The organism is Streptomyces hyderabadensis, assembly GCF_020404845.1.
In the GTDB taxonomy this organism is placed as follows: domain Bacteria; phylum Actinomycetota; class Actinomycetes; order Streptomycetales; family Streptomycetaceae; genus Streptomyces; species Streptomyces hyderabadensis.
The window spans coordinates 20,145-43,028 of sequence record NZ_JAIOJZ010000060.1 but is presented as its reverse complement, the minus strand read 5'-3'; the positions used below and the strand labels follow the sequence as shown (position 1 = coordinate 43,028).

General features: G+C 72.9%; 20 protein-coding genes. 10 read left to right on the top strand and 10 right to left on the bottom strand.

The window, feature by feature from the left end; all coding sequences use genetic code 11:
- Nucleotides 1-583: TAXI family TRAP transporter solute-binding subunit (locus tag K7854_RS32035; RefSeq protein WP_226030060.1), on the top strand; the 583-nt coding region annotated here is incomplete at its 5' end.
- Here the strand turns inward: K7854_RS32035 and K7854_RS32030 are convergent.
- Nucleotides 573-2,012: a HAMP domain-containing sensor histidine kinase gene (locus tag K7854_RS32030; protein ID WP_226030059.1), complete on the bottom strand. Its 1,440-nt coding sequence runs from the start codon at nucleotides 2,010-2,012 to the stop codon at nucleotides 573-575. The two genes, K7854_RS32035 and K7854_RS32030, sit on opposite strands and share 11 nt — an antisense overlap.
- A gap of 9 nt (nucleotides 2,013-2,021) precedes the next feature.
- Nucleotides 2,022-2,708, bottom strand: a complete 687-nt coding sequence (locus tag K7854_RS32025; RefSeq protein WP_109029956.1) for a response regulator transcription factor — start codon at nucleotides 2,706-2,708, stop codon at nucleotides 2,022-2,024.
- A gap of 304 nt (nucleotides 2,709-3,012) precedes the next feature.
- Here K7854_RS32025 and K7854_RS32020 point away from each other — a divergent pair, with 304 nt between their 5' ends.
- The 5 genes from K7854_RS32020 (at nucleotide 3,013) to K7854_RS32000 (ending at nucleotide 8,210) form a co-directional block, all read left to right on the top strand.
- A complete protein-coding gene (locus tag K7854_RS32020) occupies nucleotides 3,013-3,789 on the top strand; it encodes an amino acid ABC transporter ATP-binding protein (RefSeq protein ID WP_226030058.1) in 777 nt (258 codons plus the stop codon).
- Nucleotides 3,790-3,928: 139 nt separating this feature from the next.
- Nucleotides 3,929-4,765: a glutamate ABC transporter substrate-binding protein gene (locus K7854_RS32015; RefSeq protein ID WP_226030057.1), complete on the top strand. Its 837-nt coding sequence runs from the start codon at nucleotides 3,929-3,931 to the stop codon at nucleotides 4,763-4,765.
- Between the two features lie 84 nt (nucleotides 4,766-4,849).
- Nucleotides 4,850-5,518, top strand: coding sequence for an amino acid ABC transporter permease (locus K7854_RS32010; protein ID WP_127892978.1), 669 nt, complete (start codon nucleotides 4,850-4,852; stop codon nucleotides 5,516-5,518).
- Nucleotides 5,515-6,402, top strand: a complete 888-nt coding sequence (locus tag K7854_RS32005) for an amino acid ABC transporter permease (protein WP_226030056.1) — start codon at nucleotides 5,515-5,517, stop codon at nucleotides 6,400-6,402. The genes K7854_RS32010 and K7854_RS32005 overlap by 4 nt, the downstream gene beginning before the upstream one ends.
- A 185-nt stretch (nucleotides 6,403-6,587) precedes the next feature.
- On the top strand, nucleotides 6,588-8,210 hold the full coding sequence (locus K7854_RS32000) for an FAD-dependent monooxygenase (protein WP_226030055.1): 1,623 nt from the start codon (nucleotides 6,588-6,590) through the stop codon (nucleotides 8,208-8,210).
- Nucleotides 8,211-8,237: 27 nt separating this feature from the next.
- Here K7854_RS32000 and K7854_RS31995 read toward each other — a convergent pair whose 3' ends face one another.
- From K7854_RS31995 to recA, 3 genes are all read right to left on the bottom strand, one after another.
- Nucleotides 8,238-9,200, bottom strand: a complete 963-nt coding sequence (locus tag K7854_RS31995; RefSeq protein ID WP_226030054.1) for a sugar ABC transporter substrate-binding protein — start codon at nucleotides 9,198-9,200, stop codon at nucleotides 8,238-8,240.
- A 234-nt stretch (nucleotides 9,201-9,434) separates the two neighbouring features.
- Nucleotides 9,435-10,217, bottom strand: coding sequence for a recombination regulator RecX (gene recX / locus K7854_RS31990; protein WP_226030053.1), 783 nt, complete (start codon nucleotides 10,215-10,217; stop codon nucleotides 9,435-9,437).
- 3 nt (nucleotides 10,218-10,220) lie between these two features.
- Nucleotides 10,221-11,345 carry a recombinase RecA gene (gene recA / locus K7854_RS31985; RefSeq protein ID WP_226030052.1) on the bottom strand — a complete coding sequence of 375 codons (1,125 nt, stop codon included), beginning with the start codon at nucleotides 11,343-11,345 and terminating at the stop codon, nucleotides 10,221-10,223.
- Between the two features lie 288 nt (nucleotides 11,346-11,633).
- Here recA and K7854_RS31980 point away from each other — a divergent pair, with 288 nt between their 5' ends.
- Nucleotides 11,634-11,834, top strand: coding sequence for a DUF2191 domain-containing protein (locus K7854_RS31980; RefSeq protein WP_226030051.1), 201 nt, complete (start codon nucleotides 11,634-11,636; stop codon nucleotides 11,832-11,834).
- A 25-nt stretch (nucleotides 11,835-11,859) separates the two neighbouring features.
- Here the strand turns inward: K7854_RS31980 and K7854_RS31975 are convergent, their stop codons facing one another.
- Complete coding sequence (locus K7854_RS31975) at nucleotides 11,860-13,158, bottom strand: AI-2E family transporter (protein ID WP_226030050.1); 1,299 nt, start codon at nucleotides 13,156-13,158, stop codon at nucleotides 11,860-11,862.
- A 57-nt stretch (nucleotides 13,159-13,215) separates the two neighbouring features.
- Nucleotides 13,216-13,410 (bottom strand): DUF3046 domain-containing protein, encoded by a 195-nt coding sequence (locus K7854_RS31970; RefSeq protein WP_226030049.1) that lies wholly within the window; start codon nucleotides 13,408-13,410, stop codon nucleotides 13,216-13,218.
- A gap of 81 nt (nucleotides 13,411-13,491) precedes the next feature.
- Between K7854_RS31970 and K7854_RS31965 the strand changes: the two genes are divergently transcribed.
- On the top strand, nucleotides 13,492-14,460 hold the full coding sequence (locus tag K7854_RS31965; protein WP_226030048.1) for a hypothetical protein: 969 nt from the start codon (nucleotides 13,492-13,494) through the stop codon (nucleotides 14,458-14,460).
- A gap of 60 nt (nucleotides 14,461-14,520) precedes the next feature.
- Here the strand turns inward: K7854_RS31965 and K7854_RS31960 are convergent, their stop codons facing one another.
- From K7854_RS31960 to K7854_RS31950, 3 genes are read right to left on the bottom strand one after another with little or no spacing between them, the layout of a single operon-like run.
- Nucleotides 14,521-14,829, bottom strand: a complete 309-nt coding sequence (locus K7854_RS31960; RefSeq protein ID WP_226030047.1) for an AzlD domain-containing protein — start codon at nucleotides 14,827-14,829, stop codon at nucleotides 14,521-14,523.
- Nucleotides 14,826-15,599: an AzlC family ABC transporter permease gene (locus K7854_RS31955; protein ID WP_226030046.1), complete on the bottom strand. Its 774-nt coding sequence runs from the start codon at nucleotides 15,597-15,599 to the stop codon at nucleotides 14,826-14,828. The genes K7854_RS31960 and K7854_RS31955 overlap by 4 nt, the downstream gene beginning before the upstream one ends.
- Complete coding sequence (locus K7854_RS31950) at nucleotides 15,596-16,462, bottom strand: AraC family transcriptional regulator (RefSeq protein WP_226030045.1); 867 nt, start codon at nucleotides 16,460-16,462, stop codon at nucleotides 15,596-15,598. Before K7854_RS31950 ends, K7854_RS31955 begins: the two co-directional genes overlap by 4 nt.
- A gap of 387 nt (nucleotides 16,463-16,849) precedes the next feature.
- Between K7854_RS31950 and K7854_RS31945 the strand changes: the two genes are divergently transcribed.
- Together K7854_RS31945 and K7854_RS31940 are read left to right on the top strand one after the other, a co-directional pair.
- Nucleotides 16,850-22,021, top strand: a complete 5,172-nt coding sequence (locus tag K7854_RS31945; RefSeq protein ID WP_226030044.1) for an ATP-dependent helicase — start codon at nucleotides 16,850-16,852, stop codon at nucleotides 22,019-22,021.
- A gap of 18 nt (nucleotides 22,022-22,039) precedes the next feature.
- Nucleotides 22,040-22,870 (top strand): Fpg/Nei family DNA glycosylase, encoded by an 831-nt coding sequence (locus K7854_RS31940; RefSeq protein WP_226030043.1) that lies wholly within the window; start codon nucleotides 22,040-22,042, stop codon nucleotides 22,868-22,870.
- The last annotated feature ends 14 nt before the right edge of the window (nucleotides 22,871-22,884 follow it).

Here is a 22,884-nt window from a genome sequence, read left to right as displayed (position 1 = left end):
CATCCAGTCGGTCGCCGACCTGCGGGGCAAGCGGGTGGCCATCGGGCTGCCCGACTCGGGGGTGCGGCTGATCGCCACCCGGCTGCTGAAGGCCGTGGGCATCGACCCGGAGACGGACATCACGCCCCGGGCGGACGGGATCGACACCGGCCCCGGACGGCTGGGCCACGAGCTCGACGCGTTCTTCTGGTCCGGCGGGGTGCCGACGGACGGCCTCAAGGAGATAGCGGAGCGCTCCGCCTTCCGGTTCGTGCCGATCAGCCCCGACCTGGTCACCAAGCTGCACGGGTCGGGCGGCGCGACCCGCTACTACCGCACCACCAACATGCCCGAGTCGGCCTACCCCACGGTCCAGAACGGCGCGGTGGTACCGACGATGGCCGTGTCCAACCTGCTGGTGACCCGCGCGGACGTCGATCCGCGGCTCACCGAGTGGCTGACCCGGACCGTGCTCGACAGCCGCGACGGCATCGGAGCGCACGTGCACTCCGCCCAGCTGGTGGACCTGCGCACCGCGATCTACACCGACCCGCTGGAGCTGCACGAGGGCGCCCGGCGCTATTACCGGTCGGTCAAGCCCTAGGGTCGCGCTGCCGCGGCTCCGTGGGCGCCGTGCCGGTCCTGGGGACCGTGACGGTGACCTCCAGGCCGTGGGGATCGTGGTGGCCGAAGGAGATCGAGCCGCCGCCCGCCGCGAGCAGCGCCCGGCAGATGGACAGGCCCAGACCGGAGCCCTTGATGTTCTGGTGCCGGCCGCTGCGCCAGAAACGGTCGCCCACGCGCGTGAGCTCCTCGTCGGTGAGCCCGGGCCCGTTGTCGGTGACGACGACGGTGGCCGCGTCCCCGGTGGAGGCCACCGCGACCCGTACCGTCTCGTCGCGCGGCGTGAACTTCACCGCGTTGTCGATGACCGCGTCCAGGGCGCTGGACAGCGTCACCGGGTCGGCCCAGCCCGTGGTCGGCGGGCAGTCGCCGACCAGCCGTACGCCCTTGGCCTCGGCCGTCGGTGCCCAGGCGGCCACCCGCTCGGCGGTCAGGGTGCCGATGTCGGTGACCTTCAGGTCGGCCTGGCTGTGCTCGGCCAGCGCCAGGTCGAGCAGGTCGTCCAGGACCCTGGCCAGGCGTTTGCCCTCGGTCTGGACGGAGGCGATCTCCTCGTTGCCCTCGGGCAGTTCCAGGGCGAGCAGCTCGATGCGCAGCAGGAGCGCGGCGAGCGGGTTGCGCAGCTGGTGCGAGGCGTCGGCGACGAAGGCGCGCTGCTGTTCCAGGACGTCCTCGACGTGGTCGGCCATCTCGTTGAACGACCGGGCCAGGCGTCTGAGCTCCGGCGGCCCGCCGGCCGGCGCGACCCGGGACTTGAGCCGCCCGGTGGCGATGTCGTGGGTGGTGGCGTCGAGCACCCGCACCGGCCTGAGCACCCAGCCGGTCAGCCGCAGTGCGGCACCGACGGCGAGCAGCATCGCGGCGAACTCCCCGGCGCCGATGACCAGCCAGCCGCGCAGGGTCGCCGAGCGCATCGAGTCGGTCGGCGACTCGGTGACGACGACCGCGACCACGTCGCCGTCCCGGATGACCGGCGAGGCCACCACGAGCCTGCCGTCCTGCCACGGCCACACCTGCTCGGGGTCGTGGCTGCGGCGGCTGAGCAGCGCCTCGTCGAAGGACGCGCGGACCTCGCCGGACTGCGGCAGGAACCAGGTCGTGGGCGCGTTGGCCATCGGGATGTGGTTGCGGTAGAAGACCCCCGCCTTGATGCCGTAGACCTCGTAGTAGCTGGTCAGCTCGGTCTGCAGGGTCTCCAGGCGCTCGTCCGTGTCCGTCCGCCGCGAGCCGCCCGTCCCGTCCTCGGTGACGAACTGGGCGAGCGCGGCGAACCGCGCCGTGTCGTCTATGCGGTCGATGACGACCTTCTGCTGCTCCGCGCGGGCGACGCTGACGCCGAGCGGAACGCCGAGCGCGAGCAGTACGGCCGCCATCAGGACGATGAGCAGCGGGAGCAGGCGTGTGCTCACCCGGCCCCGCTAGGCGGTGGGGGCGACGAGGCGGTAGCCGACGCCGCGGACGGTTTCGATCAGCGCGGGCATGTGCAGCTTCGAGCGCAGCGAGGCGACGTGCACCTCCAGGGTGCGCCCGGTCCCCTCCCAGCTGGTGCGCCAGACCTCGCTGATGATCTGCTCGCGGCGGAAGACCACCCCGGGGCGCTGGGCGAGCAGGGCCAGCAGGTCGAACTCCTTGCGGGTGAGTTGGACAACCGAACCGTCCACGCTCACCTGGCGTGTCGGCAGCTCGATGCGGACCGCGCCGAGGCGGACCACGGTCTCGGTGCTCCCGGTGGCGTCCTCGTGCGCGGTGCGCCGGCTGACGGCGTGGATCCGGGCGAGCAGCTCCCCGGTGTCGTACGGCTTGACCACGTAGTCGTCGGCGCCGAGGTTGAGGCCGTGGATGCGGGAGCGCACGTCGGAGCGGGCGGTGACCATGATGACCGGGGTGCTGGTGCGCTTGCGGATCTTGCCGCACACCTCGTAGCCGTCCTGGTCGGGCAGGCCCAGGTCGAGCAGGACGACGCCGAAGCCGTCGACCTCGGGGACGAGCGCCTGGAGCGCCTCCTCGCCGCTGCGCGCGTGGGTGACGTCGAAGCCGTGCCGTGCCAGGATCGCGGACAGGGCGGCGGCCACGTGGTTGTCGTCCTCGACGAGCAGCAGTCTCATCCGGGCTCCCTTCGGTTCATCGGCCGTACGCCTGGGGCGGGTAGAAATCGGGACGGGCTGGCGGACGGGCACGCGCGCGCGTGCGTCCTGTGCAGTGACGCCGATGAGGGGGGACGGCGTCAAGAGGCTTCCGGTTGCGGCCGCTCGAAGTTATCCGGCCGATATGCGCCCAGCTCACAAGTGCTACGACTCGTGTCCGATTGCTATCGGATCGTGATGCTCAGATCTCGCTCAGATGTAGAGACGCGACGTGGCCCGGGTCACTACTGTCCTGCGAAACCCAGGAGGACGGAGCCCGAGAGCGATGACCGAAGTATCGGTGGCCAAGGAAGACAAGGCTGCGACCGGCGAACTGGTCGTCCTGAAGAGTGTCAACAAGCACTTCGGCGCGTTGCACGTGCTCCAGGACATCGACCTGACGATCCACCGCGGCGAAGTCGTCGTGGTCATCGGGCCCTCGGGGTCCGGCAAGTCCACCCTGTGCCGCACCATCAACCGTCTGGAGACCATCGACGACGGTTCGATCACCATCGACGGCAAGCCGCTGCCCGCCGAGGGCAAGGAGCTGGCCAGGCTGCGGGCCGACGTCGGCATGGTCTTCCAGTCGTTCAACCTCTTCGCGCACAAGACGGTGCTGGAGAACGTGACGCTGGGCCAGGTCAAGGTCCGCAAGGCCGACGCCAAGAAGGCCGAGGAGAAGGCCCGCGCCCTGCTCGACCGGGTCGGGGTGGGCGCCCAGGCGGACAAGTACCCCGCGCAGCTCTCCGGTGGTCAGCAGCAGCGCGTCGCCATCGCGCGTGCGCTGGCCATGGACCCGAAGGTCATGCTCTTCGACGAGCCGACGTCCGCCCTCGACCCCGAGATGATCAACGAGGTCCTGGAGGTCATGAAGCAGCTCGCCGAGGACGGGATGACCATGATCGTGGTCACGCACGAGATGGGCTTCGCCCGCTCGGCGGCCAACCGCGTCGTGTTCATGGCGGACGGCCGCATCGTCGAAGAGGCCACGCCGGACCAGTTCTTCAGCAACCCGCGCAGCGACCGCGCCAAGGACTTCCTGTCGAAGATCCTGCACCACTGAGACTTCGGAGCGGCTCCGGCGCCCCGCGCCGGCCGCACCGGCGGCCCGCTCGCGACGGCCGCACCTGATCGCCTGATCCTCTGATCGTCCGATCGCAGCTCGCTCATCGCGGCTCGATCACAGCCAAAGGATGTCCACCATGAAGCTCCGCAAGGTCTCCGCCGCCTCGGCCGCCGTGCTCGCCCTCGCCCTGACCGCCACCGCGTGCGGCGGCGACGACAACGACAGCGGCTCCTCCGGCGGTGACGGCAAGAAGATCACCATCGGCATCAAGTTCGACCAGCCCGGCCTCGGCCAGAAGACCCCGGACGGCTACGCGGGCTTCGACGTGGACGTCGCCACGTACGTCGCCAAGAAGCTCGGCTACACCGAGGACCAGATCGAGTGGAAGGAGTCGAAGAGCGCCGACCGCGAGACCATGCTGCAGCGCGGTGACGTCGACTTCATCGCCGCCACGTACTCGATCACCCCCGAGCGCTCGGAGAAGGTCGACTTCGCCGGCCCCTACCTGCTGGCCCACCAGGACGTGCTGCTCCGCGCCGACGACGACAAGATCAAGTCGCCGGAGGACCTGAACGACGCCAAGCTCTGCTCGGTCACGGGCTCGACCTCGGCGCAGAACATCAAGAAGGAGCTGGCCCCCAAGGCCCAGCTGCAGCCGTACCCGACGTACTCGGCCTGCCTGCCCGGCCTGCAGAACGGCGCCGTCGACGCGCTGACCACGGACGACTCGATCCTCGCCGGTTACGCCTCCCAGGCGCAGTTCAAGGGCAAGTTCAAGCTCGGCGGCTTCAAGCTGACGAACGAGAACTACGGCATCGGCGTCAAGAAGGGCAGCGACCTGAAGAACAAGATCAACGACGCGCTCGAGGCCATGGTCGCCGACGGTGCCTGGGACAAGGCCGTCAAGGACAACTTCGGCCCGGCCAACTACAAGAACGAGCCGGCGCCGAAGATCGGCGACATCAAGAGCTGAGGCCGGGCCTGACCCGGTGCGCCGCCCCACGGCTGGGGCGGCGCACCGGACCGGGCGTCCCTACACGCGGAAGCGCGGGAGATCGTGTTCGACTTTCTCGACAAGTACGACCTGTTGGGAGCCTTCTGGACGACGGTGCAGCTCGCTGTGCTCTCGGCCGTCGGCTCCCTGATCTGGGGCACCATACTGGCCGCCATGCGGGTCGGCCCGGTGCCGTTGATGCGCGGTTTCGGAACCGCGTACGTGAACATCGTCCGGAACATCCCGCTGACCGTGATCATCCTGTTCGCGTCCCTGGGACTGAACCAGACGTTGGGGGTCACCCTCGGCGGCGGTAACGACTTCGAGACGATCAACTTCCGGCTCGCCGTCCTCGGCCTGATCCTCTACACGTCGTCGTTCGTGTGCGAGGCGCTGCGCTCCGGCATCAACACGGTGCCCGTCGGCCAGGCGGAGGCGGCTCGGGCGCTCGGCCTGAGCTTCGGGCAGGTGCTCCGGCTGGTGGTTCTGCCGCAGGCCTTCCGCTCGTCCGTCGTTCCGCTGGCGAACGTGCTGATCGCACTGATCAAGAACACCACGGTCGCCGCCGCCATCGGTGTCGCGGAGACGGCGCTGCTGATGAAGGAGATGATCGAGAACGAGGCTCAGCTGCTGCTCATCTCCGCGGTCATCGCTCTCGTGTTCGTGGTGTTGACGCTGCCGACCGGCCTGATCCTCGGCTGGGTGGGCAAGAAGGTGGCGGTGAAGCGATGAGTTCGGTCCTCTACGACGCCCAGGGCCCCCGCGCCAAGCGCCGCAACGTCCTGTTCACGGTCGTCTTCCTGGTCGCCCTCGCCGCCCTGCTGTGGTGGGTGTTCAGCACCCTCAACGACAAGGGTCAGTTGGAGTGGGCCCTGTGGAAGCCCTTCTTCACCGGCACCGAGGCGTGGTCGACGTACATCTGGCCGGGTCTGCAGAACACCCTGAAGGCCGCGGTGCTCGCGGTGGTCATCGCCCTGCCCCTGGGCGCGGCGCTGGGCATCGCCCGGCTCTCCGACCACGCGTGGGTCCGCGTCCCGGCCGCGGTCGTGGTCGAGTTCTTCCGGTCCATCCCCGTGCTGGTCCTGATGATCTTCGGTCTCGCGCTGTTCGCGGAGTACACCAACGTCAGCTCGGACGACCGCCCGCTGTACGCCGTCGTCACCGGCCTGGTGCTGTACAACGCCTCGGTCCTCGCCGAGATCGTCCGGTCCGGCATCCTGGCCCTCCCCAAGGGGCAGGCCGAGGGCGCCATGGCGATCGGGCTGCGCAAGGGCCAGGTCATGCGGCTGATCCTGCTGCCGCAGGCGGTCACCGCGATGCTGCCGGCCATCGTCAGCCAGCTCGTCGTGATCCTCAAGGACACCGCGCTGGGCGGCGCGATCCTCACCTTCCCCGAGCTGCTCGCCTCGGCCAACACCATGAGCGGCTACTACGGCGCCAACGTGATCGCCAGCTACACCGTGGTCGCCGTGATCTACATCGCGCTGAACTTCGCCCTCACCAGCTTCGCGAGCTGGCTGGAACGCCGGCTGCGGCGGGCGAAGAAGTCGACCGGTGCGGTACTGAGTGCGGACGACGTGGAGACCGCCGACGCCGGCACGGTCGGCAAGGTCTAGCACTTCTGACCCTCGGTCATCTCGTATGACCATCGACGGAGGCCGTGGCGTGATCGCCACGGCCTCCGTCGCTTGACGCAAGCAGCGGCAATAGGTTGCATACGTTCTGTGACCGTGCACCCTGCTCCAATGTCCTGTTCACCCACGTCCCCCGGGACACCGCCACGGGCAGGGGGCGCCGCACCGTGGACCCGGTGATCATCACCGGAGCGGGGCCCGTCGGGCTCACGCTCGCCCTGGCGCTGGCGCGGCAGGAGGTGCCCTGTGTCGTCCTCGACGAGGGGCCGGGCAAGGACGAGCCCCGCCCCGCACGCACCGTCGTCCTGCGCGAGGAGGCCGTCGCGCTCGTCGAACGGCTGACCGGCACGCCACTGGCGGGGCTGGGTTCCCGTTGGGCCGGATGGCGGTCGATGCGGCGCAAGCAGGTGACGCGCGAGGTCGTCTTCGGGGAGGCCGACCCGGCGCCGCTGCACATCGCCCAGCACGAGCTGACCGGGGTCCTGCGCACGGCGCTCACCCGGGAGCGGCTCGTCAGGATCGCCGTGGACAGCCGGCTGGACGGCATCGAGCAGGAGAAGTCCGGCGTCACGGCCCACACCCGCGGCCCGGCCGGCACCTGGTGGCGGGGCAGTTACCTGGTCGGCTGCGACGGCCCGCGCTCCACCGTCCGCAAGCTCCAGGACATCCGCTTCCCCGGCCGTACGGCGGTGGAACGATACGCCGTCGCCGCGCTGCGCACCGAACTCCCGTGGACCGACGAGGCACTGCTCCACCGCATGCCGCCGTGGCGGACGACCGGACCGTGGGCCGGTGAGGTGGTCGGCCGCCCGCTGCCGGACGGCGTGTGGCGCCTGGACTGGCTGCTGCCGCCCGGCAAGGACCTGGTCACGCCCGAACTGCTGGTGAACCGGGTCCGCGAGACCCTCGCGGGGTGGGCCGAGGGTCCGGCCCCCGCCTACGAACTCCTCGACACCGGAGTCCACACCGTCCACCACCGCCTCGCCCGCCGCTGGCGGGTGGGCCGCGTGCTGCTCGCCGGGGACGCGGCCCACCTGCTGGGCGCACTGGGCACGCAGGGCCTGGAGGAAGGGCTGCTCGACGCCGACAACCTCGCCTGGAAGCTGGCCCTGGCCTGGCACCACGGGCCCCGCGAGGCGCTGCTCGACAGCTACCAAGAGGAGCGGCGGGCGGCGATCTCCGCGCGGTTGCGCGCCGCCGATCAGCTGCTCCCGCTGCTGCGCGGCGGCGGTGGGCTGCGTTCCTACGTCCCCGGCACGGCGCGCGGCAACGACGCGCTGCTGACGGACGGTCACCTCGGACGCGGGGCTCTGGGCGCGCCGGTGACGTACGCCCGCTCACCCCTCGCGCCGGAGAACCTCACCGGTGAGGTGGCCGTGGACACCCCGCCCGGGACACCCGTCACCGATGTACGGGTCACTGCGGAGGACGGCACCTTCGTACGGCTGCGCGACCGGCTGGGGCGGGGGGCGCTGCTGGTGGTGCTGATCGCGCCGGGCACCGGGGTGTGGGACCGCAAGCACTGGGTGACGGCCGGGATCATGCCCCGGCTGGCGGCCGCGGTGACGGCGCTGCCCCACCGTGCCGAGCTGCTGGTCACCGAGAGCTATCCCGGTGCCGCGGCGCACACGGTGCTGCTGGTGCGGCCCGACGGCCACCTGGTCACGGCGCTGAACGGGGTGCGCCCGGCCGACCTCTACGCGGCCGCGGAGAGCGCGCTGGGCGGAGCGACGGCCGGGGCGGCGACCGAGGCGGAGCAGGGAGCGGGAGCGGCGGCCGGGTCGCGCTGAACGGAACGCGCCAGTGGCCGTCCGGTCTCAGTACTCGGCGGGGCAGTACAGGGGTGCCGTGTCCGCGTTGTCCTCGGTGACCAGGCGGATCGGGGTGTGGTCGATCTTCTTCGCCGTCCTGTCGCGCAGCAGTGCGATGGTGTTGCGGACGGCCAGTTCACCGGTGTTTCCGGCCGAGTTGGACACCGTCGCGGAGAAGCGTCCGTCCTTCAGCGCGTCGAGGGCCTCGTCGGTGCCGTTGACCGTGACGATCTTGACCCGGTCCGCTCCGGCCGCGTCGAAGGCCTTGCGGGCGGCGAACGCCATCTGCTCGTTGGCGACGAAGGCGTAGTCCAGGCCGGGGTGGGCCCGGGCCATGCCGGCGGCGACCTCCTCGGCCTTGTCGGCGTCGAACATGCCCGGCTGCTCGGCGACCACCTCGGCGTTGGCGGGCAGGGCCTTGGTGAAGCCGTCGGTGAGCAGGTCGGAGGCGGCACCCGGCGCCCCCGCGACGACGGCGACCTGTACGTCCCGGCCGCCGGCGTCGTCGGCGACCCACTGGGCGTCGAGCCGTCCGACCGCCTCCAGGTCGACCACCACCGCGCCCAGGATGTCGTCCGGGTCGGTGCTCACGGAGGTCAGGAAGACGGGGATGTCCGCTTCTTCGGCCTTCGCCAAGTCACGTTTCAGGGCGTCCGTGTCGACGGTCTGCAGGATGATCGCGTCGACCTCGCGCGCGATCATGTCCTCGATGTTGCTCAGCTCGGTCGCCGCGTCCTGCCGGGAGTTGGCGGTGACCAGCCTCGCGAAGTTGTTCTTGGCGGCGATCTCCACGGACCGCTGGAGGCAGGTGTGGAACCGGCTGTCGCCACCGTTGACGAATCCGAGGGTGAGCGGCCCGTCGTCCGCGGAACCGGAGTCGGCCGAGAAGAGGCCGCAGCCGCTCAGCAGCAGACCGGTGCCGAGGAGCAGAACGGGGAGGGCTCTTCGGCGGCGGGCGGGCGTGGGCATGGCAGGGCCGCCTTTCCGGGGCGCTGGAGGAGTGTCCGCGCGGGTCGGTCCGCCGCCGGTCGTCCGGCGACGGGACATGCGCGCGGTGGCCGCGGCTCGTACGGCCACGCGACGGCGCAGACGGTACCGCCGTGCGCAGGGTCCTCACCCTTCCGGGAACGCAAGGTAATCCTGCGCGGTCTTCGCCGGTCGGCGACCGGGTCGCCCTCGCCTGCCCTCGGGTCGGGCGTCGGCTCAGAATCCCTCGTCGCCGAGGTACTCCGTGTCCTCGCCCTCCTCCTCCAGCGCCTGGCGGACCACCCGCAGGGCCATGCCCTCGGGGTAGCCCTTGCGGGCCAGCATGCCCGCGAGACGGCGCAGCCGCTTGTCGCGGTCGAGTCCCCGGGTGGCACGCAGCTTGCGGGCGACCAGGTCGCGCGCGGTCTCCTCCTCCTGCTCGGTGTCCAGCCGGGACACCGCCGCGTCGATGAGCGTGGTGTCGACGCCCTTGGTGCGCAGCTCTCTGGCGAGGGCGCGCCGGGCCAGCCCGCGGCCGTGGTGCCGGGACTCCACCCAGGCCTGAGCGAAGGCGCCGTCGTTGATCAGGCCGACCTCCTCGAACCTGGACAGCACCTCCTCCGCGGCCTCGTCCGGGATCTCCCGCTTGCGCAGGGCGTCGGCCAGCTGCCTACGGGTGCGCGGGGTCCCGGTGAGCAGGCGCAGGCAGATCGCCCGTGCCTGCTCGACCGGGTCCCGCGGAGGCTCCCCCTTCTCGGCCCTCGACGAGGAAGTGGCACCTCCGTCCTCGGCGGACGCCTCAGCGCGCTCGCGTCTCCGGCGCCCGCGCCCGCCGCCCGCTCCGCGGCCCCGTCCGCCGCCGTGGCGCGCCTCGCCGTCACCGTGGCGCGTCGCAGCGTCCTCACGGGGCCCCATGGCGGAGGGGTCCGTCTCGTACGGGGCCGCAGCCGCCCCGTACGCGCCGTCGCCCGGCCCGGCGGAGCCGCTCGCGTACTCGGCCCAGTCGGTTCGTCGGGTCACGGGTCAGCTCTTGGCTGCCGCGGCCTTGGACTTGGTGGCCTTGGCGGTCGTGGGCGCGGGCACCGCCGGTGCGGCGTCGGCCGTGGCGGCGGAGGCGGCGTCCGCGCCGGGCTCGGTGGCCGACTCCTCGGGACGCACGCCGACGCCCAGCTTCTCCTTGATCTTCTTCTCGATCTCGTTGGCCAGGTCGGGGTTGTCCTTCAGGAAGTTGCGCGCGTTCTCCTTGCCCTGGCCGAGCTGGTCGCCCTCGTACGTGTACCAGGCGCCGGCCTTGCGGACGAAGCCGTGCTCCACGCCCATGTCGATCAGCCCGCCCTCGCGGCTGATGCCCTGGCCGTACAGGATGTCGAACTCGGCCTGCTTGAAGGGCGGCGCGACCTTGTTCTTGACGACCTTGCAGCGGGTGCGGTTGCCGACCGCCTCGGTGCCGTCCTTCAGCGTCTCGATGCGGCGGATGTCGATGCGCACGGAGGCGTAGAACTTCAGTGCCCGGCCACCGGTCGTGGTCTCCGGGGAGCCGAACATCACGCCGATCTTCTCGCGGAGCTGGTTGATGAAGATGGCGGTGGTCTTGGACTGGTTGAGCGCGCTGGTGATCTTCCGCAGGGCCTGGCTCATCAGCCGGGCCTGCAGGCCGACGTGACTGTCGCCCATCTCGCCCTCGATCTCCGCACGCGGGACGAGCGCGGCGACGGAGTCGATGACGATGAGGTCGAGGGCGCCGGAGCGGACCAGCATGTCCACGATCTCCAGGGCCTGCTCGCCGTTGTCCGGCTGGGAGAGGATCAGGTTGTCGATGTCGACGCCGAGCTTCTTGGCGTACTCGGGGTCGAGGGCGTGCTCGGCGTCCACGAAGGCGACCTGGCCGCCGGCCTTCTGCGCATTGGCGACCGCGTGCAGGGTCAGGGTCGTCTTGCCGGAGGACTCGGGGCCGTAGACCTCCACGACGCGGCCGCGCGGGAGGCCGCCGACGCCGAGGGCCACGTCGAGCGCGGTCGATCCGGTCGGGATGACCTCGATGGGCTCGTTCGGCCGCTCGCCCATGCGCATGACCGCGCCCTTGCCGAACTGCCGTTCAATCTGTGCGAGCGCGGCGTCCAGGGCCTTCTCGCGGTCGGTTCCTGCCATGGGTTCCACCCGGTTTGCTTGATTCGATCGCTTCACGTCAAAGACGCTAATGCCTGCCACTGACAATGGGCCCCGACGCGGGTCCGGCCTGTGGATAACTCGGGTACATCTCCACCCGAACCCACTCGAATCACCCGTCGCGAGCCCCGCCGGAGCCTCCATAAGAATGGATGTTCGATTTTCGTGTCAAGCGCACCACGCGGCACTTCCGAGCGTACGACCACGGGCCGGCGCGCCAGGTGGTTGGATGCGGATGCGGCACCGGGAGCGGGGACGAGAGGGGACACCGTGGCCAAGGTCAGCATCAGTCTCGACGCCGAACTGGTGGTGGAAGTGATGGTCCTGGCCGGTGTCGGCTCGCCCCAGGACGCCGTCGAGGCGGTGGTGCGGGACTACATCGCCCGCGGCCACCGCACCGAGACCCGCACCGAGTTCAAGGACCGCAGCCTGCGGGAGATCGACGCCAAGCCCCAGGAGCCGCAGGGCTGAGCCCGCTCCCGGGCGGTGCGGTCCCTCAGGAGGAGCCGCCGCCCCCGGTGCCGTCCGTGTCCTCCGGCCCCGGGCGTTCCTGTTCCGGGCGTTCCTGTTCCGGGCGCCGGACCCACAGTTTGCGCAGCCGCGTGGACGATCCGGACACCGTCCGGCGGACCCGGCGTCCGTGGACCCGCGGATCGTCCGTGACGTCGTAGCGCTTGACGTACGCCCCGAGGAACGCCTGCAGCGTGGCGACCGCCGGGATGGCGATCAGCGCGCCGACGGCGCCGAGCAGGGCGGTGCCCGCGATCACGGAACCGAAGGCGACCGCGGGGTGGATGTCCACGGTCTTGGCCGTCAGCTTGGGCTGCAGCATGTAGTTCTCGAACTGCTGGTAGACCACCACGAAGATCAGCACCCACAGCGCGTACCAGGGGTTGACCGTGAACGCGATCAGCATGGGCAGGGCGCCCGCGAGATAGGTGCCGATGGTCGGGATGAACTGCGACACCAGGCCCACCCACACGGCGAGCGCGGGCGCGTAGGGCACCTCGAGGATCTCCAGGAGGATGTAGTGGGCGATGCCGGAGATCAGTGCCATCAACCCGCGTGAGTAGAGGTAGCCGCCGGTCTTGTCGACGGCGATCTCCCACGCGCGCAGGACCTCGGCCTGGCGGGCGGGCGGCAGGACGGAGCACAGTCCGCGCCGCAGCCGGGGGCCGTCGGCGGCGAAGTAGAACGAGAACAGCAGGATCGTCAGCAGTTGGAAGAGGCCGCCGAGGACCTGGGCCGACACGTCCAGGACACCCGTCGCGCTGTTCTGCACGTAGTTGCGCAGCCAGTCGGAGCGGAGCAGGCCCTCCTGGATGTCGACCCGCCGCAGTTCGGTGTGGAAGTGGCCGTTGACCCAGTTGATGACGGAGTCGAGGTAGTCCGGGAAGTCCTCGACCATCTTGACGATCTGCCCGGCGAGCATGGAGCCGAGCAGCGTGACGAACCCCGCGGCGGCGATCAGCACCGCGAGGAAGACGAGGAAGGTGGCGAACCCCCGGCGCAGGCCGCGCCCGGCCATCCAGCTCACCGCCGGTTCGATGGCCAGGGCCAGGAAGAAGGCGATGAGGACGTTGATCAGCAGCCCGGTGAGCTGGTGGAAGGCCCAGCTGCCCAGCTGGAACGCGGCGATGAGCGCGAGGGCCAGCACCATGGCGCGCGGCAGCCAGCGCGGCATGCGGGCGCCCGGCCCGGCGGCGGTGCCGTCGGCCGGTGGGCCGGTGGGCGGCGTGCTGCCGGCCGGGACAGTGTGCCGGGCGGCCTGCCCGGTCTCGTCAGTGGATGCCACGGAGCAAGTCTCGCCCACGCCACCGGCACAGGAGCCCCGTCCGGCGATCTTCGATCGTCACCGCTGTTCCCGCGGCACGTTCATGACGGTGCACACCACCCGCCACACGTCCTTGGCGTCCCAGCCGGCGTCCAGCGCCTCGTGCACCGTACGCCCGCCCAGCTCCGCCATCACGTGATCGCGCGCGAAGGTGTCGGCGTACGCCGGACCGAAGTGATCCGTCATCCGCTCCCAGAAGACCGTCAACCGCATGCCCCCAGTATCCCGCCCCTGAGAGTGGGCCCCGAGCCGGGACCACCTGCCGGAACCGCTTTTCGGCCTACGGTCTGTCCCATGGCCGAAACCGGAGCGTCCCCGCTCCCCGCGATCCCCCCGCCCGCGCCCGTCCGCACCCCGGACTCGCGATCACCGCTCGCGCGCGCGGAGCACTTCGTCTGGCTCACCGCGCGCGTACTGGAGCAGCGGCTGTTCGCGTACCACTTCCGGGGCGGGGACCCGGACCCGGTGGAGACCGCGCTGGAGGCCTACCGCAACGAGGACGGCGGGTACGGACACGCGTTGGAGCCCGATCTGCGCGGCCCGGTCAGCCAGCCGCTGCACACCGTGTGCGCCCTGCGCGTCCTGGACGCCGTCGGCCGCTGCGGCGGGCAGCGGGCCGAGCGGGTCTGCCGCTATCTGACCTCCGTGTCCACGCCCGACGGTGCCCTGCCGGTGACGCGTGCGGGCCGGGACGGGTATCCGGCCGCGCCCTTCGTGCCGGTGGTGGCGGGCCCTGCCGGTGAGCTGCTCGTCACCGGGCCGGTGGTCGGCCTGTTGCACCGCAACGAGGTCTGGCACGCCTGGCTGTTCCGGGCCACGGACTTCTGCTGGCAGGCCGCCGAGTCGCTGGTGTCCCCGCGCCCGTACGAGGTGGCGGCCGCCGTGGCCTTCCTGGACGGCGCTCCGGACCGTCCGCGCGCGCGGGCCGCGGCCGACCGGCTGGGTCGCCTGGTGCGCGAACAGCGCCTGGCCGTGCTGGACCCGGAAGATCTCGACGCGGGTCCGGTACCCGACGGCCACGCCGCGGGCGAGCACCACTTCCCGCACGACTACGCGAAGGATCCGCGTTCGCTCGCGCGCGCGTGGTTCACGGACGACGAGATGACCCGCTCCCTCGACCACCTCGCGGCGGAGCAGGAGGGCGACGGCGGCTGGCCGGTGCGCCGCCGCCGGTGGGCCCCCGCCCCGGCGCTGGAGGCCCGCGGCCGGGCGACCCTCGATGCCCTGCACACCCTCCGGGCGTACGGCCGTCCCCTCGGCTGACGCGCCGGGCGGCCGACCCGGCGGACACCGCCCCGGACGGGCGGTCGGCCCGCCGGTGGTTCAGCCGCCCATGGCCCGTACGCCCGCGGTGACCACCACGGCCGCCGCGACGACGAGCAGGAACGGCGCGCGCAGCAGCAGTGCGACGGCGGCCGCGGCGACTCCGGCGGCCCGCGCGTCCAGGACGAGTTCCTGTCCGTCGGCGAAGGTCTGCTGGGCGGTGAGCGCGGCGAGGAGGGCGACGGGCAGCAGCGCGGCGAGCCGCCGGACCAGGGGCCGTTCCAGGGCGCCCGCGGGGACCAGCAGCCCGAGGAGCTTGACCGCGTAGCAGCCCACCGCGGTCACGCCGATCGCGATCCACACGCTCATCGCCCGTCCTCCCGTTCCACGGCCCCGCGCAGCGCGCCGTCGTCCTCGGCACCACGCGCGCGGCGGCCGCGTGCCCACAGGACGAGCGGCGCCGCCAGCGCGGCCACCAGGACGGGTACGCCCGCGGGCAGCACGGGCAGCAGACCGAGGCCCAGGAGGACGGCCAGGGCGGCGACCACGCGCTCGGTGGTGTTCTTCAGCATCGGCGCCAGCAGCGCCAGGAAGACCGCGGGACCGGCGGCGTCGAGCCCCCAGGCGTCGGTGTCCCCGATGGCCTCCGCGCCCACCGCGCCGAGCAGGGTGGTGAGGTTCCACAGGACGTACAGGGTGAGTCCGGTGACGGTGAACCCGAGCCGGACGGCGCGGCGCGTGGGCTGGGCGAGCGCCACGGCCGTCGTCTCGTCGATGACCCACTGCGCGGCGAACGGTCGCACCGCGCGCGGGAGGGCCAGCAACTGCGACAGGCGCAGCCCGTAGAAGGCGTTGCGCACGCCCAGGAAGAAGGCCCCGGCCGCCGCCGTGAGCGGATTGCCGCCGGCCGCGAGGGCGCCGACCAGCGCGAACTGGGACGCCCCGGTGAACACCAGGAGGCTGAGCGCACAGGTCTGGGCCAGGGTGAGTCCGCTGCCGGCCGAGGTCACCCCGAAGGCGAACCCGGACAGTCCGACGGCGACCCCGACCCCGAGGGCGTCCCGTACGACGGCGGCGTCCGGCTTGGCGCCGGTGTCCCCGATGCCGGGAGCGTCGGAAAGGGCTGTCTGTTCTGTCACGCCTCGAACGGTAGGAGCAGCCCTCGCCGATCGTCTTGTACGTTCTTGCGCTCCCGCTGGTAGGCACCGGGCGGCACGCCGACGATCCGCGCGAAGTGCCGGTTAAGGTGCGGCTGGTCGGTGAACCCGACGGCGACGGCGGTCTCGGCCGGGGAGGTCCCGGTGTCCAGCAGCCGCCGCGCCCGACGCACCCGGGCGTCCGTCAGCCAGGTGTGGGGCGGCATGCCGTAGGTGTCCCGGAAGGCCCGCAGCAGCGCGAACGGGCTGCTCCCGAGCTCCCCGGCGAGCCGTTCCAGGCTCGGCGGGTCGGCCATCCGCTCCTCCAGCACGGCACGGGCGCGTGCCGCCGTCCTGGCCCCGGCCGTACGCACCCGGCGCCGGGGCAGCGAGCCGCCGTTCAGCCGCAGCAGCCGGGTCACGGCCACCCGCAGCAGGGTGTCGGCGGCGAGCGCGTTCCCGTCGTCGGCGGCCCGCAGCACGTGGTGCACCAGCTCGACGGTGTACGGGTCGTCGAGCACCGGCCGGACGAATCCCGGCGTCCCGCGCAGCGTCGTCGTCTCCGCCGCGATGCCGGCCACCAGTTCGGGTGCCGGGTAGACGGCTCCGTACCGCCATCCCTCCGGCACCCCGGCCCGCCCCGTGTGCGGGGTGTCCGGGTTGACCAGCGCGAGGGAGCCGGCCCCGGCGTACTGGTCGCTCCCGCCGTGGTGGAAGACCTCGACGCCGTCGGCGATGGCGGCGATGACGAAGTGCTCGTGCGTGTGGCGCACGAAGGTCTTCCGTATGTACTGGGCGCGGAGCAGGTCGACGTCGGGCAGCTCCGCGTACCGCCAGTGCCGCGCCCGCTCGCCCGATCCCGCCATGCCCCCATTCTGCGTCACCTGCGGCGCACCGCCGGGAACGGCCGGTGCGGAGCCGCAACCACCCGGCCGACCGGGGCCGGCCGCCTCGGGAGGCCACCGGCCCCGGGGGCCCCGCTCGAACGCCCCCGGCCCCGGCCACCGGCGCAGGACGCCCTCCGCACGCCGACGGTCACGCATGGAGGCGGGACCCGCGGACGGACGGGCACCCGCCGGCTTGCGTCCCGCCATGGCCCGGACGGGGAGGGCGGCGGGCAACCGCCGACCGCCCCCGACGACCGACCCACCGACCCCACCGACGCCTGCTTCCGGCCGCGCCCGGTTCCGGCGGTGACCTGCCCGGTCGCCCGGCTCGGGCCGATTATCAGTGGCCGGGTGCACGATGGATCCATGGTCAGCTCCGCACACCGAGCCCTGGACGGCTTCTCCCCCGCGACCCGCGGCTGGTTCACGGGGGCCTTCTCCGCGCCCACCTCCGCCCAGGCGGGCGCGTGGCAGGCCATCTCGCAGGGTTCGGACGTGCTGGTGGTCGCCCCCACGGGCTCCGGCAAGACGCTGGCCGCCTTCCTCGCCGCGCTGGACCAGCTGACCTCGACACCCCCGCCCGCCGACCCCAAGAAGCGCTGCCGCGTCCTGTACGTCTCCCCGCTGAAGGCCCTGGCCGTCGACGTGGAGCGCAACCTCCGCAGCCCGCTGACCGGCATCCGCCAGGAGTCCGTGCGCCTGGGCCTGCCCGAGCCCGAGGTCAAGGTCGGCATCCGGTCCGGCGACACCCCGGCCGCCGAGCGCCGCGCCCTGTCCACCCGGCCGCCGGACATCCTGATCACCACCCCCGAGTCCCTGTTCCTGATGCTGACGTCGGCCACGCGCGAGGCGCTGACCGGCATCGAGACGGTGATCCTGGACGAGGTGCACGCGGTCGCGGGCACCAAGCGCGGCGCCCATCTCGCGCTCACCCTGGAGCGGCTGGACGAGCTGCTGCCGAAGCCGGCCCGCCGCATCGGTCTGTCGGCGACGGTCCGCCCGGTGGACGAGGTGGCCCGGTTCCTCGCCCCGCGCGGCCGGGTCGAGATCGTGCAGCCGGAGTCGGGCAAGGAGTTCGACCTGTCCGTGGTCGTCCCGGTCGAGGACCTGGGCGAGCTGGGCGGCTCCCCGGTCGCGGACGGCAACGAGGGCGCGGAGCGCCCGTCGATCTGGCCGCACGTCGAGGAGCGGATCACCGACCTGGTCCAGTCGCACCGCTCCACGATCGTCTTCGCCAATTCCCGGCGGCTGGCGGAGCGCCTGTGCAACCGGCTCAACGAGATCGCGTACGAGCGCGCGACCGGCGAGCCCCTGGACGAGCACCACTCCCCGGCCGAGCTGATGGGCGGTTCGGGCGCCGCCCAGGGCGCCCCGCCGGTGATCGCCCGCGCCCACCACGGCTCGGTCTCCAAGGAGCAGCGCGCCCTCGTCGAGGAGGACCTGAAGGCGGGCCGCCTGCCCGCCGTGGTCGCCACCTCCAGCCTGGAGCTGGGCATCGACATGGGCGCCGTCGACCTGGTCGTCCAGGTGGAATCGCCGCCCTCGGTCGCCTCCGGCCTCCAGCGCGTGGGCCGCGCGGGCCACCAGGTCGGCGCGGTCTCCACGGGCGTGGTCTTCCCGAAGTACCGCGGCGACCTGGTGCAGTCGGCCGTGGTCACCGAGCGGATGCGCAGCGGCGCCATCGAGGCCCTCAGGATTCCCGCCAACCCGCTGGACGTGCTGGCCCAGCAGCTGGTGGCGATGACCGCGCTGGACACCTGGCAGGTCGACGACCTCCTGGCCACCGTCCGCCGGGCCGCGCCCTTCGCCTCGCTGCCGGAGTCGGCCTTCACCGCCGTCCTGGACATGCTCGCCGGCCGCTATCCCTCGGACGCCTTCGCCGAGCTGCGCCCGCGCGTGGTGTGGGACCGGGTCGCCGGCACGGTCACCGGCCGCCCGGGGGCGCAGCGGCTCGCCGTGACGTCCGGGGGCACCATCCCCGACCGCGGACTCTTCGGGGTGTTCCTGGCCGGTGCCGACCCGAAGAAGGGCGGCGGCCGGGTCGGCGAGCTGGACGAGGAGATGGTGTACGAGTCCCGGGTGGGGGACGTCTTCACGCTCGGCACCAGCTCCTGGCGGATCGAGGACATCACGCGCGACCGGGTCCTGGTCTCCCCGGCGCCGGGCGTGCCGGGCAGGCTGCCGTTCTGGAAGGGCGACCAGCTGGGCCGCCCCCTGGAGCTGGGCCGGGCGCTGGGCGCGTTCCTGCGCGAGGTCGGTTCGCTGTCCGAGGAGGACGCCCGGCTGCGCCTGGTCACCGCGGGCCTGGACGCCTGGGCCGCGGACAACGTGCTGTCGTACCTCGACGAGCAGCGCGAGGCCTGCGGCCACGTCCCCGACGACCGCACCATCGTCGTCGAGCGCTTCCGCGACGAGCTGGGCGACTGGCGGGTCGTGGTCCACTCCCCCTTCGGCGCCCAGGTCCACGCCCCCTGGGCCCTGGCCCTCGGCGCCCGGCTGTCCGAGCGGTACGGCATGGACGCCCAGGTCATGCACGCCGACGACGGCATCGTGCTGCGCCTGCCGGACGCCGACCTGATGGGCCTGGACTTCCTCGACCAGGACCCCGCGAAGCCCGGCCTCGAGTACGACGCCGAGCAGGCGCCCGTGGGCGCGGCCGACGTCCTCTTCGACAAGGGCGAGGTCGACCGGGTCGTGACCGACCAGGTCGGCGGCTCGGCCCTGTTCGCGTCCCGGTTCCGTGAGTGTGCCGCCCGCGCGCTGCTGCTGCCGCGCCGCAGCCCCGGCCGGCGCACCCCGCTGTGGCAGCAGCGCCAGCGCGCCGCGCAGCTGCTGGAGGTGGCCAGCGAGTACGGCTCGTTCCCGATCGTCCTGGAGGCCGTCCGCGAGTGCCTCCAGGACGTCTTCGACGTGCCCGGCCTGGTCGAGCTGATGGGCGACCTGGAGGCCCGCAAGGTCCGCTTGGTCGAGGTCACCACCCCGGAGCCGTCCCCGTTCGCCCGCTCCCTGCTCTTCGGCTACGTCGCCCAGTTCCTGTACGAGGGCGACTCGCCGCTTGCCGAGCGCCGGGCCGCCGCCCTGTCCCTGGACTCGCGGCTGCTGGCCGAACTGCTGGGCCAGGCGGAGCTGCGCGAGCTGCTCGACGCGGAGGTGCTCACCGAGCTGGAGCGCGAGCTGCAGTGGCTCACCGAGGACCGCCGCGTCAAGGACGCCGAGGGCGTCGCCGACCTGCTGCGGGTGCTCGGCCCGCTGACGGACGCGGAGCTGGCCGAGCGGGGCGCCGAACCGCGGTGGGCGCCCGAGCTGGCCGCGGCCCGCCGCGCGATCAGGGTGCGCATCGCCGGCGCCGACCACTGGGCGGCGATCGAGGACGCGGGCCGGCTGCGCGACGCCCTGGGCACGGCACTGCCCGTCGGTGTGCCGGAGGCCTTCACGGAGCCGGTCAAGGACCCCCTGGGCGACCTCCTCGCCCGGCACGCCCGCACCCACGGCCCCTTCACCTCGGTCACCGCGGCGGCCCGCTTCGGGCTGGGCGTGGCGGTCACCGAGGGCGCCCTGCAGCGACTGGCGGGGACGGGACGGGTCGTCCAGGGCGAGTTCCATCCGGCCGGCATCGGCCAGGAGTGGTGCGACGCGACCGTGCTGCGCAGGCTGCGCCGCCGTTCCCTGGCCGCGCTCCGGCACGAGCTGGAGCCGGTGGCACCGGCCGCGCTCGGCCAGTTCCTGCCCCAGTGGCAGCACATCGGCAAGGGGCACACGCTGCGCGGCGTCGACGGGCTGGTCCGCGCCGTCGAGCAGTTGCAGGGCGCCTCCGTGCCTGCCTCCGCCCTGGAGAAGCTGGTCCTGCCCTCCCGCGTGGCGGGCTACAGCCCGGCGATGCTGGACGAGCTGACGGCCGCCGGTGAGGTGGTGTGGGCCGGTGCTGGTTCGCTGCCCGGCAAGGACGGCTGGGTCTCCCTCTATCTCGCGGACGCGGCCCCGCTGCTCCTGCCGCCCCCGCACCCCCTGGAGACGACCGCCCTGCACGAGTCCGTCCTGAGCGTGCTCGCGGGCGGGTACGGCTTGTTCTTCCGGCAGATCGCCGACCAGGTCCGCGCCACCACCCACCCGGAGGCCACCGATCCGCAGCTGGCCGACGCCCTGTGGGACCTGGCCTGGTCCGGACGGCTGACGAACGACACGCTCGCGCCCCTGCGCTCCCTGCTGGGCTCCGGGCGCACCGCGGGCTCCACGGCCCACCGTGCCAAGCGCGCGGTGCCCCGCGGACGGTACGGCTCGCTGACGGCCGCCGCCCGCCCCGCCTCCCGCAGCGGCCCGCCGACGGTCGCGGGCCGCTGGTCGCTGCTCCCGGCCCGCGAGGCCGACGGCACGGTGCGGGCCCACGCGCTGGCCCGCACGCTCCTCGACCGGCACGGCGTGGTGACCCGCGGCGCCGTCGCCGCGGAGGGCGTCGAGGGCGGCTTCTCGGCGGTGTACCGGATCCTGGCCGCGTTCGAGGAGAGCGGCCAGGCCCGGCGCGGTTATGTGGTCGAGGGGCTCGGGGCGGCGCAGTTCGCCATGGAGGGCGCCGTGGACCGGTTGCGCGCGGTGGCGAACGCCCGCGAGCGCGGTGACGGCCCGCCCGGACCGGAAGGGTTCACGGGCGGCGGCTCCGCGAGCCGTTCCGGTCCCGGCGGCTCCACCGGACCGCACGGCTCCGGCGGACCGCACGGCTCCGGCGGACCGGCCGACGACTCCCCCTTCGGTCCCCTCGCCGGTCCTCTCGGTCCGCTCGACCCCCTGACCCCCTCCGGTGACCCCGCGTCCATCGGCCCCGGGGGACCCGACGACACACCGGACCCCTTCGCCGACTTCTCCCCCGGAGACCCAGGTGACCCCGGCGCCCGCGGCGACCGTGGGGGTCGCGGAGGTCCGGAACACCTCCGAGGCTCCGGGGGACCCGGAGGCCCGGCCCCCTACGACGACGTCTTCGCCGACCCCGACCGCCTGGGCCGCTCCCCCTCCCGGGGCGACTACATCTCACCTCGCGACTATGCCGAGCCGGGCGCCGGCGGTCCACGCGGCGGCGGCGCGTACGGGCGCTTCGACGGCCCGCGCGGCGCGTACGACACCGGGTTCCCCGGTCGCCGTGACCGCACCGCCGCCGGTCCCCGAGCCGTCGTCCTGGCCGCCGCCGACCCGGCGAACGCCTACGGTGCGGCCCTCGGCTGGCCCGAGCCGCCCGCCGGTGCCACGCACAAGCCCGGCCGCAAGGCGGGCTCCCTGGTGGTGCTCGTCGAGGGCGAACCGGCGCTCTACATGGAGCGCGGTGGCAAGACCCTCCTGCTGTGGCCCTCCGACCCCGACCGGCTGCCCACCGAGGACCCGCGGCTGCGGGCCGCCGCGCAGGCGCTCGCGGAGGCGGCCCGCGCCGGTTCCCTCGGCACGGTCACGGTGGAGCGCGTCAACGGCACGGCGGCCCTGACGTCACCCTTCGGCCCGCTCCTGGAGGGAGCGGGGTTCATCGCCACCCCGCGCGGTCTGCGCATCAGGGCGTGACCCTGTCACCCTTGAGCCATGCCCGAAGGAGACACGGTCTGGCAGGCGGCGCGACGGCTGCACAACGCCCTCGCGGGCAAGGTGCTGACCCGCAGCGACTTCCGCGTCCCCCGGTACGCCACGGTCGACCTCACCGGCCGTACCGTCCTGGACGTCACCCCGCGCGGCAAGCACCTGCTCGCCCGGGTCGAAGGCGGCCTGACCGTGCACTCGCACCTGCGGATGGACGGCTCCTGGAGGGTCTTCGCGCCACACCAGCGCTGGAGCGGCGGCCCGGCGCACCAGATCAGGGTGGTCCTCGGCACCGCCGACCGCACGGCCGTCGGCTACCGCCTCCCGGTGCTGGACATCCTCCGCACCGGTGACGAGGAGCGCGCCGTCGGCCATCTCGGCCCCGACCTGCTCGGCCCCGACTGGGACCCGGCGCGGGCGCTGGACAACCTGTGCGCGGACCCGGCCCGTCCGCTCGGCGAGGCCCTGCTGGACCAGCGCAATCTCGCCGGTATCGGCAATGTCTACAAGTGCGAGCTGTGCTTCCTGCTCGGCGTCACGCCCTGGCTGCCGGTCGGCGGGCTGCCCGCCGACCGGGCCGCGCTGCTGCCCACGCTCGCCAAGAAGCTCCTGGAGGCCAACCGCGAGCGCCCGGTCCGCCGCACCACGGGCCTGCGCGGCCAGGACCTGTTCGTGTACGGGCGGGCGCCCCGCCCCTGCCTGCGCTGCGGCACGTCGGTCCGGGTGGCCGACCAGGGCGACGGCTCCCGCGAGCGGCCCACGTACTGGTGCCCGACCTGCCAGAGCGGGCCCGCGCCGCGGCCGGGCACCGTCGCGGGCGCCCGCACACGGCGCTGAGGAAGCCGCCGGGA

Coding starts and splice junctions, on each gene's coding strand:
- K7854_RS32015 (WP_226030057.1), top strand. CDS start 3,929: ATGAAGCTCCGCAAGGTCTCCGCCGCCTCGGCCGCCGTGCTCGCCCTC.
- K7854_RS31960 (WP_226030047.1), bottom strand. CDS start 14,829: ATGAGCGTGTGGATCGCGATCGGCGTGACCGCGGTGGGCTGCTACGCG.
- recA (WP_226030052.1), bottom strand. CDS start 11,345: ATGGCAGGAACCGACCGCGAGAAGGCCCTGGACGCCGCGCTCGCACAG.
- K7854_RS31950 (WP_226030045.1), bottom strand. CDS start 16,462: ATGGCGGGATCGGGCGAGCGGGCGCGGCACTGGCGGTACGCGGAGCTG.
- K7854_RS32005 (WP_226030056.1), top strand. CDS start 5,515: ATGAGTTCGGTCCTCTACGACGCCCAGGGCCCCCGCGCCAAGCGCCGC.
- K7854_RS31940 (WP_226030043.1), top strand. CDS start 22,040: ATGCCCGAAGGAGACACGGTCTGGCAGGCGGCGCGACGGCTGCACAAC.
- K7854_RS32025 (WP_109029956.1), bottom strand. CDS start 2,708: ATGAGACTGCTGCTCGTCGAGGACGACAACCACGTGGCCGCCGCCCTG.
- K7854_RS31945 (WP_226030044.1), top strand. CDS start 16,850: ATGGTCAGCTCCGCACACCGAGCCCTGGACGGCTTCTCCCCCGCGACC.
- K7854_RS31970 (WP_226030049.1), bottom strand. CDS start 13,410: ATGCGGTTGACGGTCTTCTGGGAGCGGATGACGGATCACTTCGGTCCG.
- K7854_RS32020 (WP_226030058.1), top strand. CDS start 3,013: ATGACCGAAGTATCGGTGGCCAAGGAAGACAAGGCTGCGACCGGCGAA.
- K7854_RS31995 (WP_226030054.1), bottom strand. CDS start 9,200: ATGCCCACGCCCGCCCGCCGCCGAAGAGCCCTCCCCGTTCTGCTCCTC.
- K7854_RS31965 (WP_226030048.1), top strand. CDS start 13,492: ATGGCCGAAACCGGAGCGTCCCCGCTCCCCGCGATCCCCCCGCCCGCG.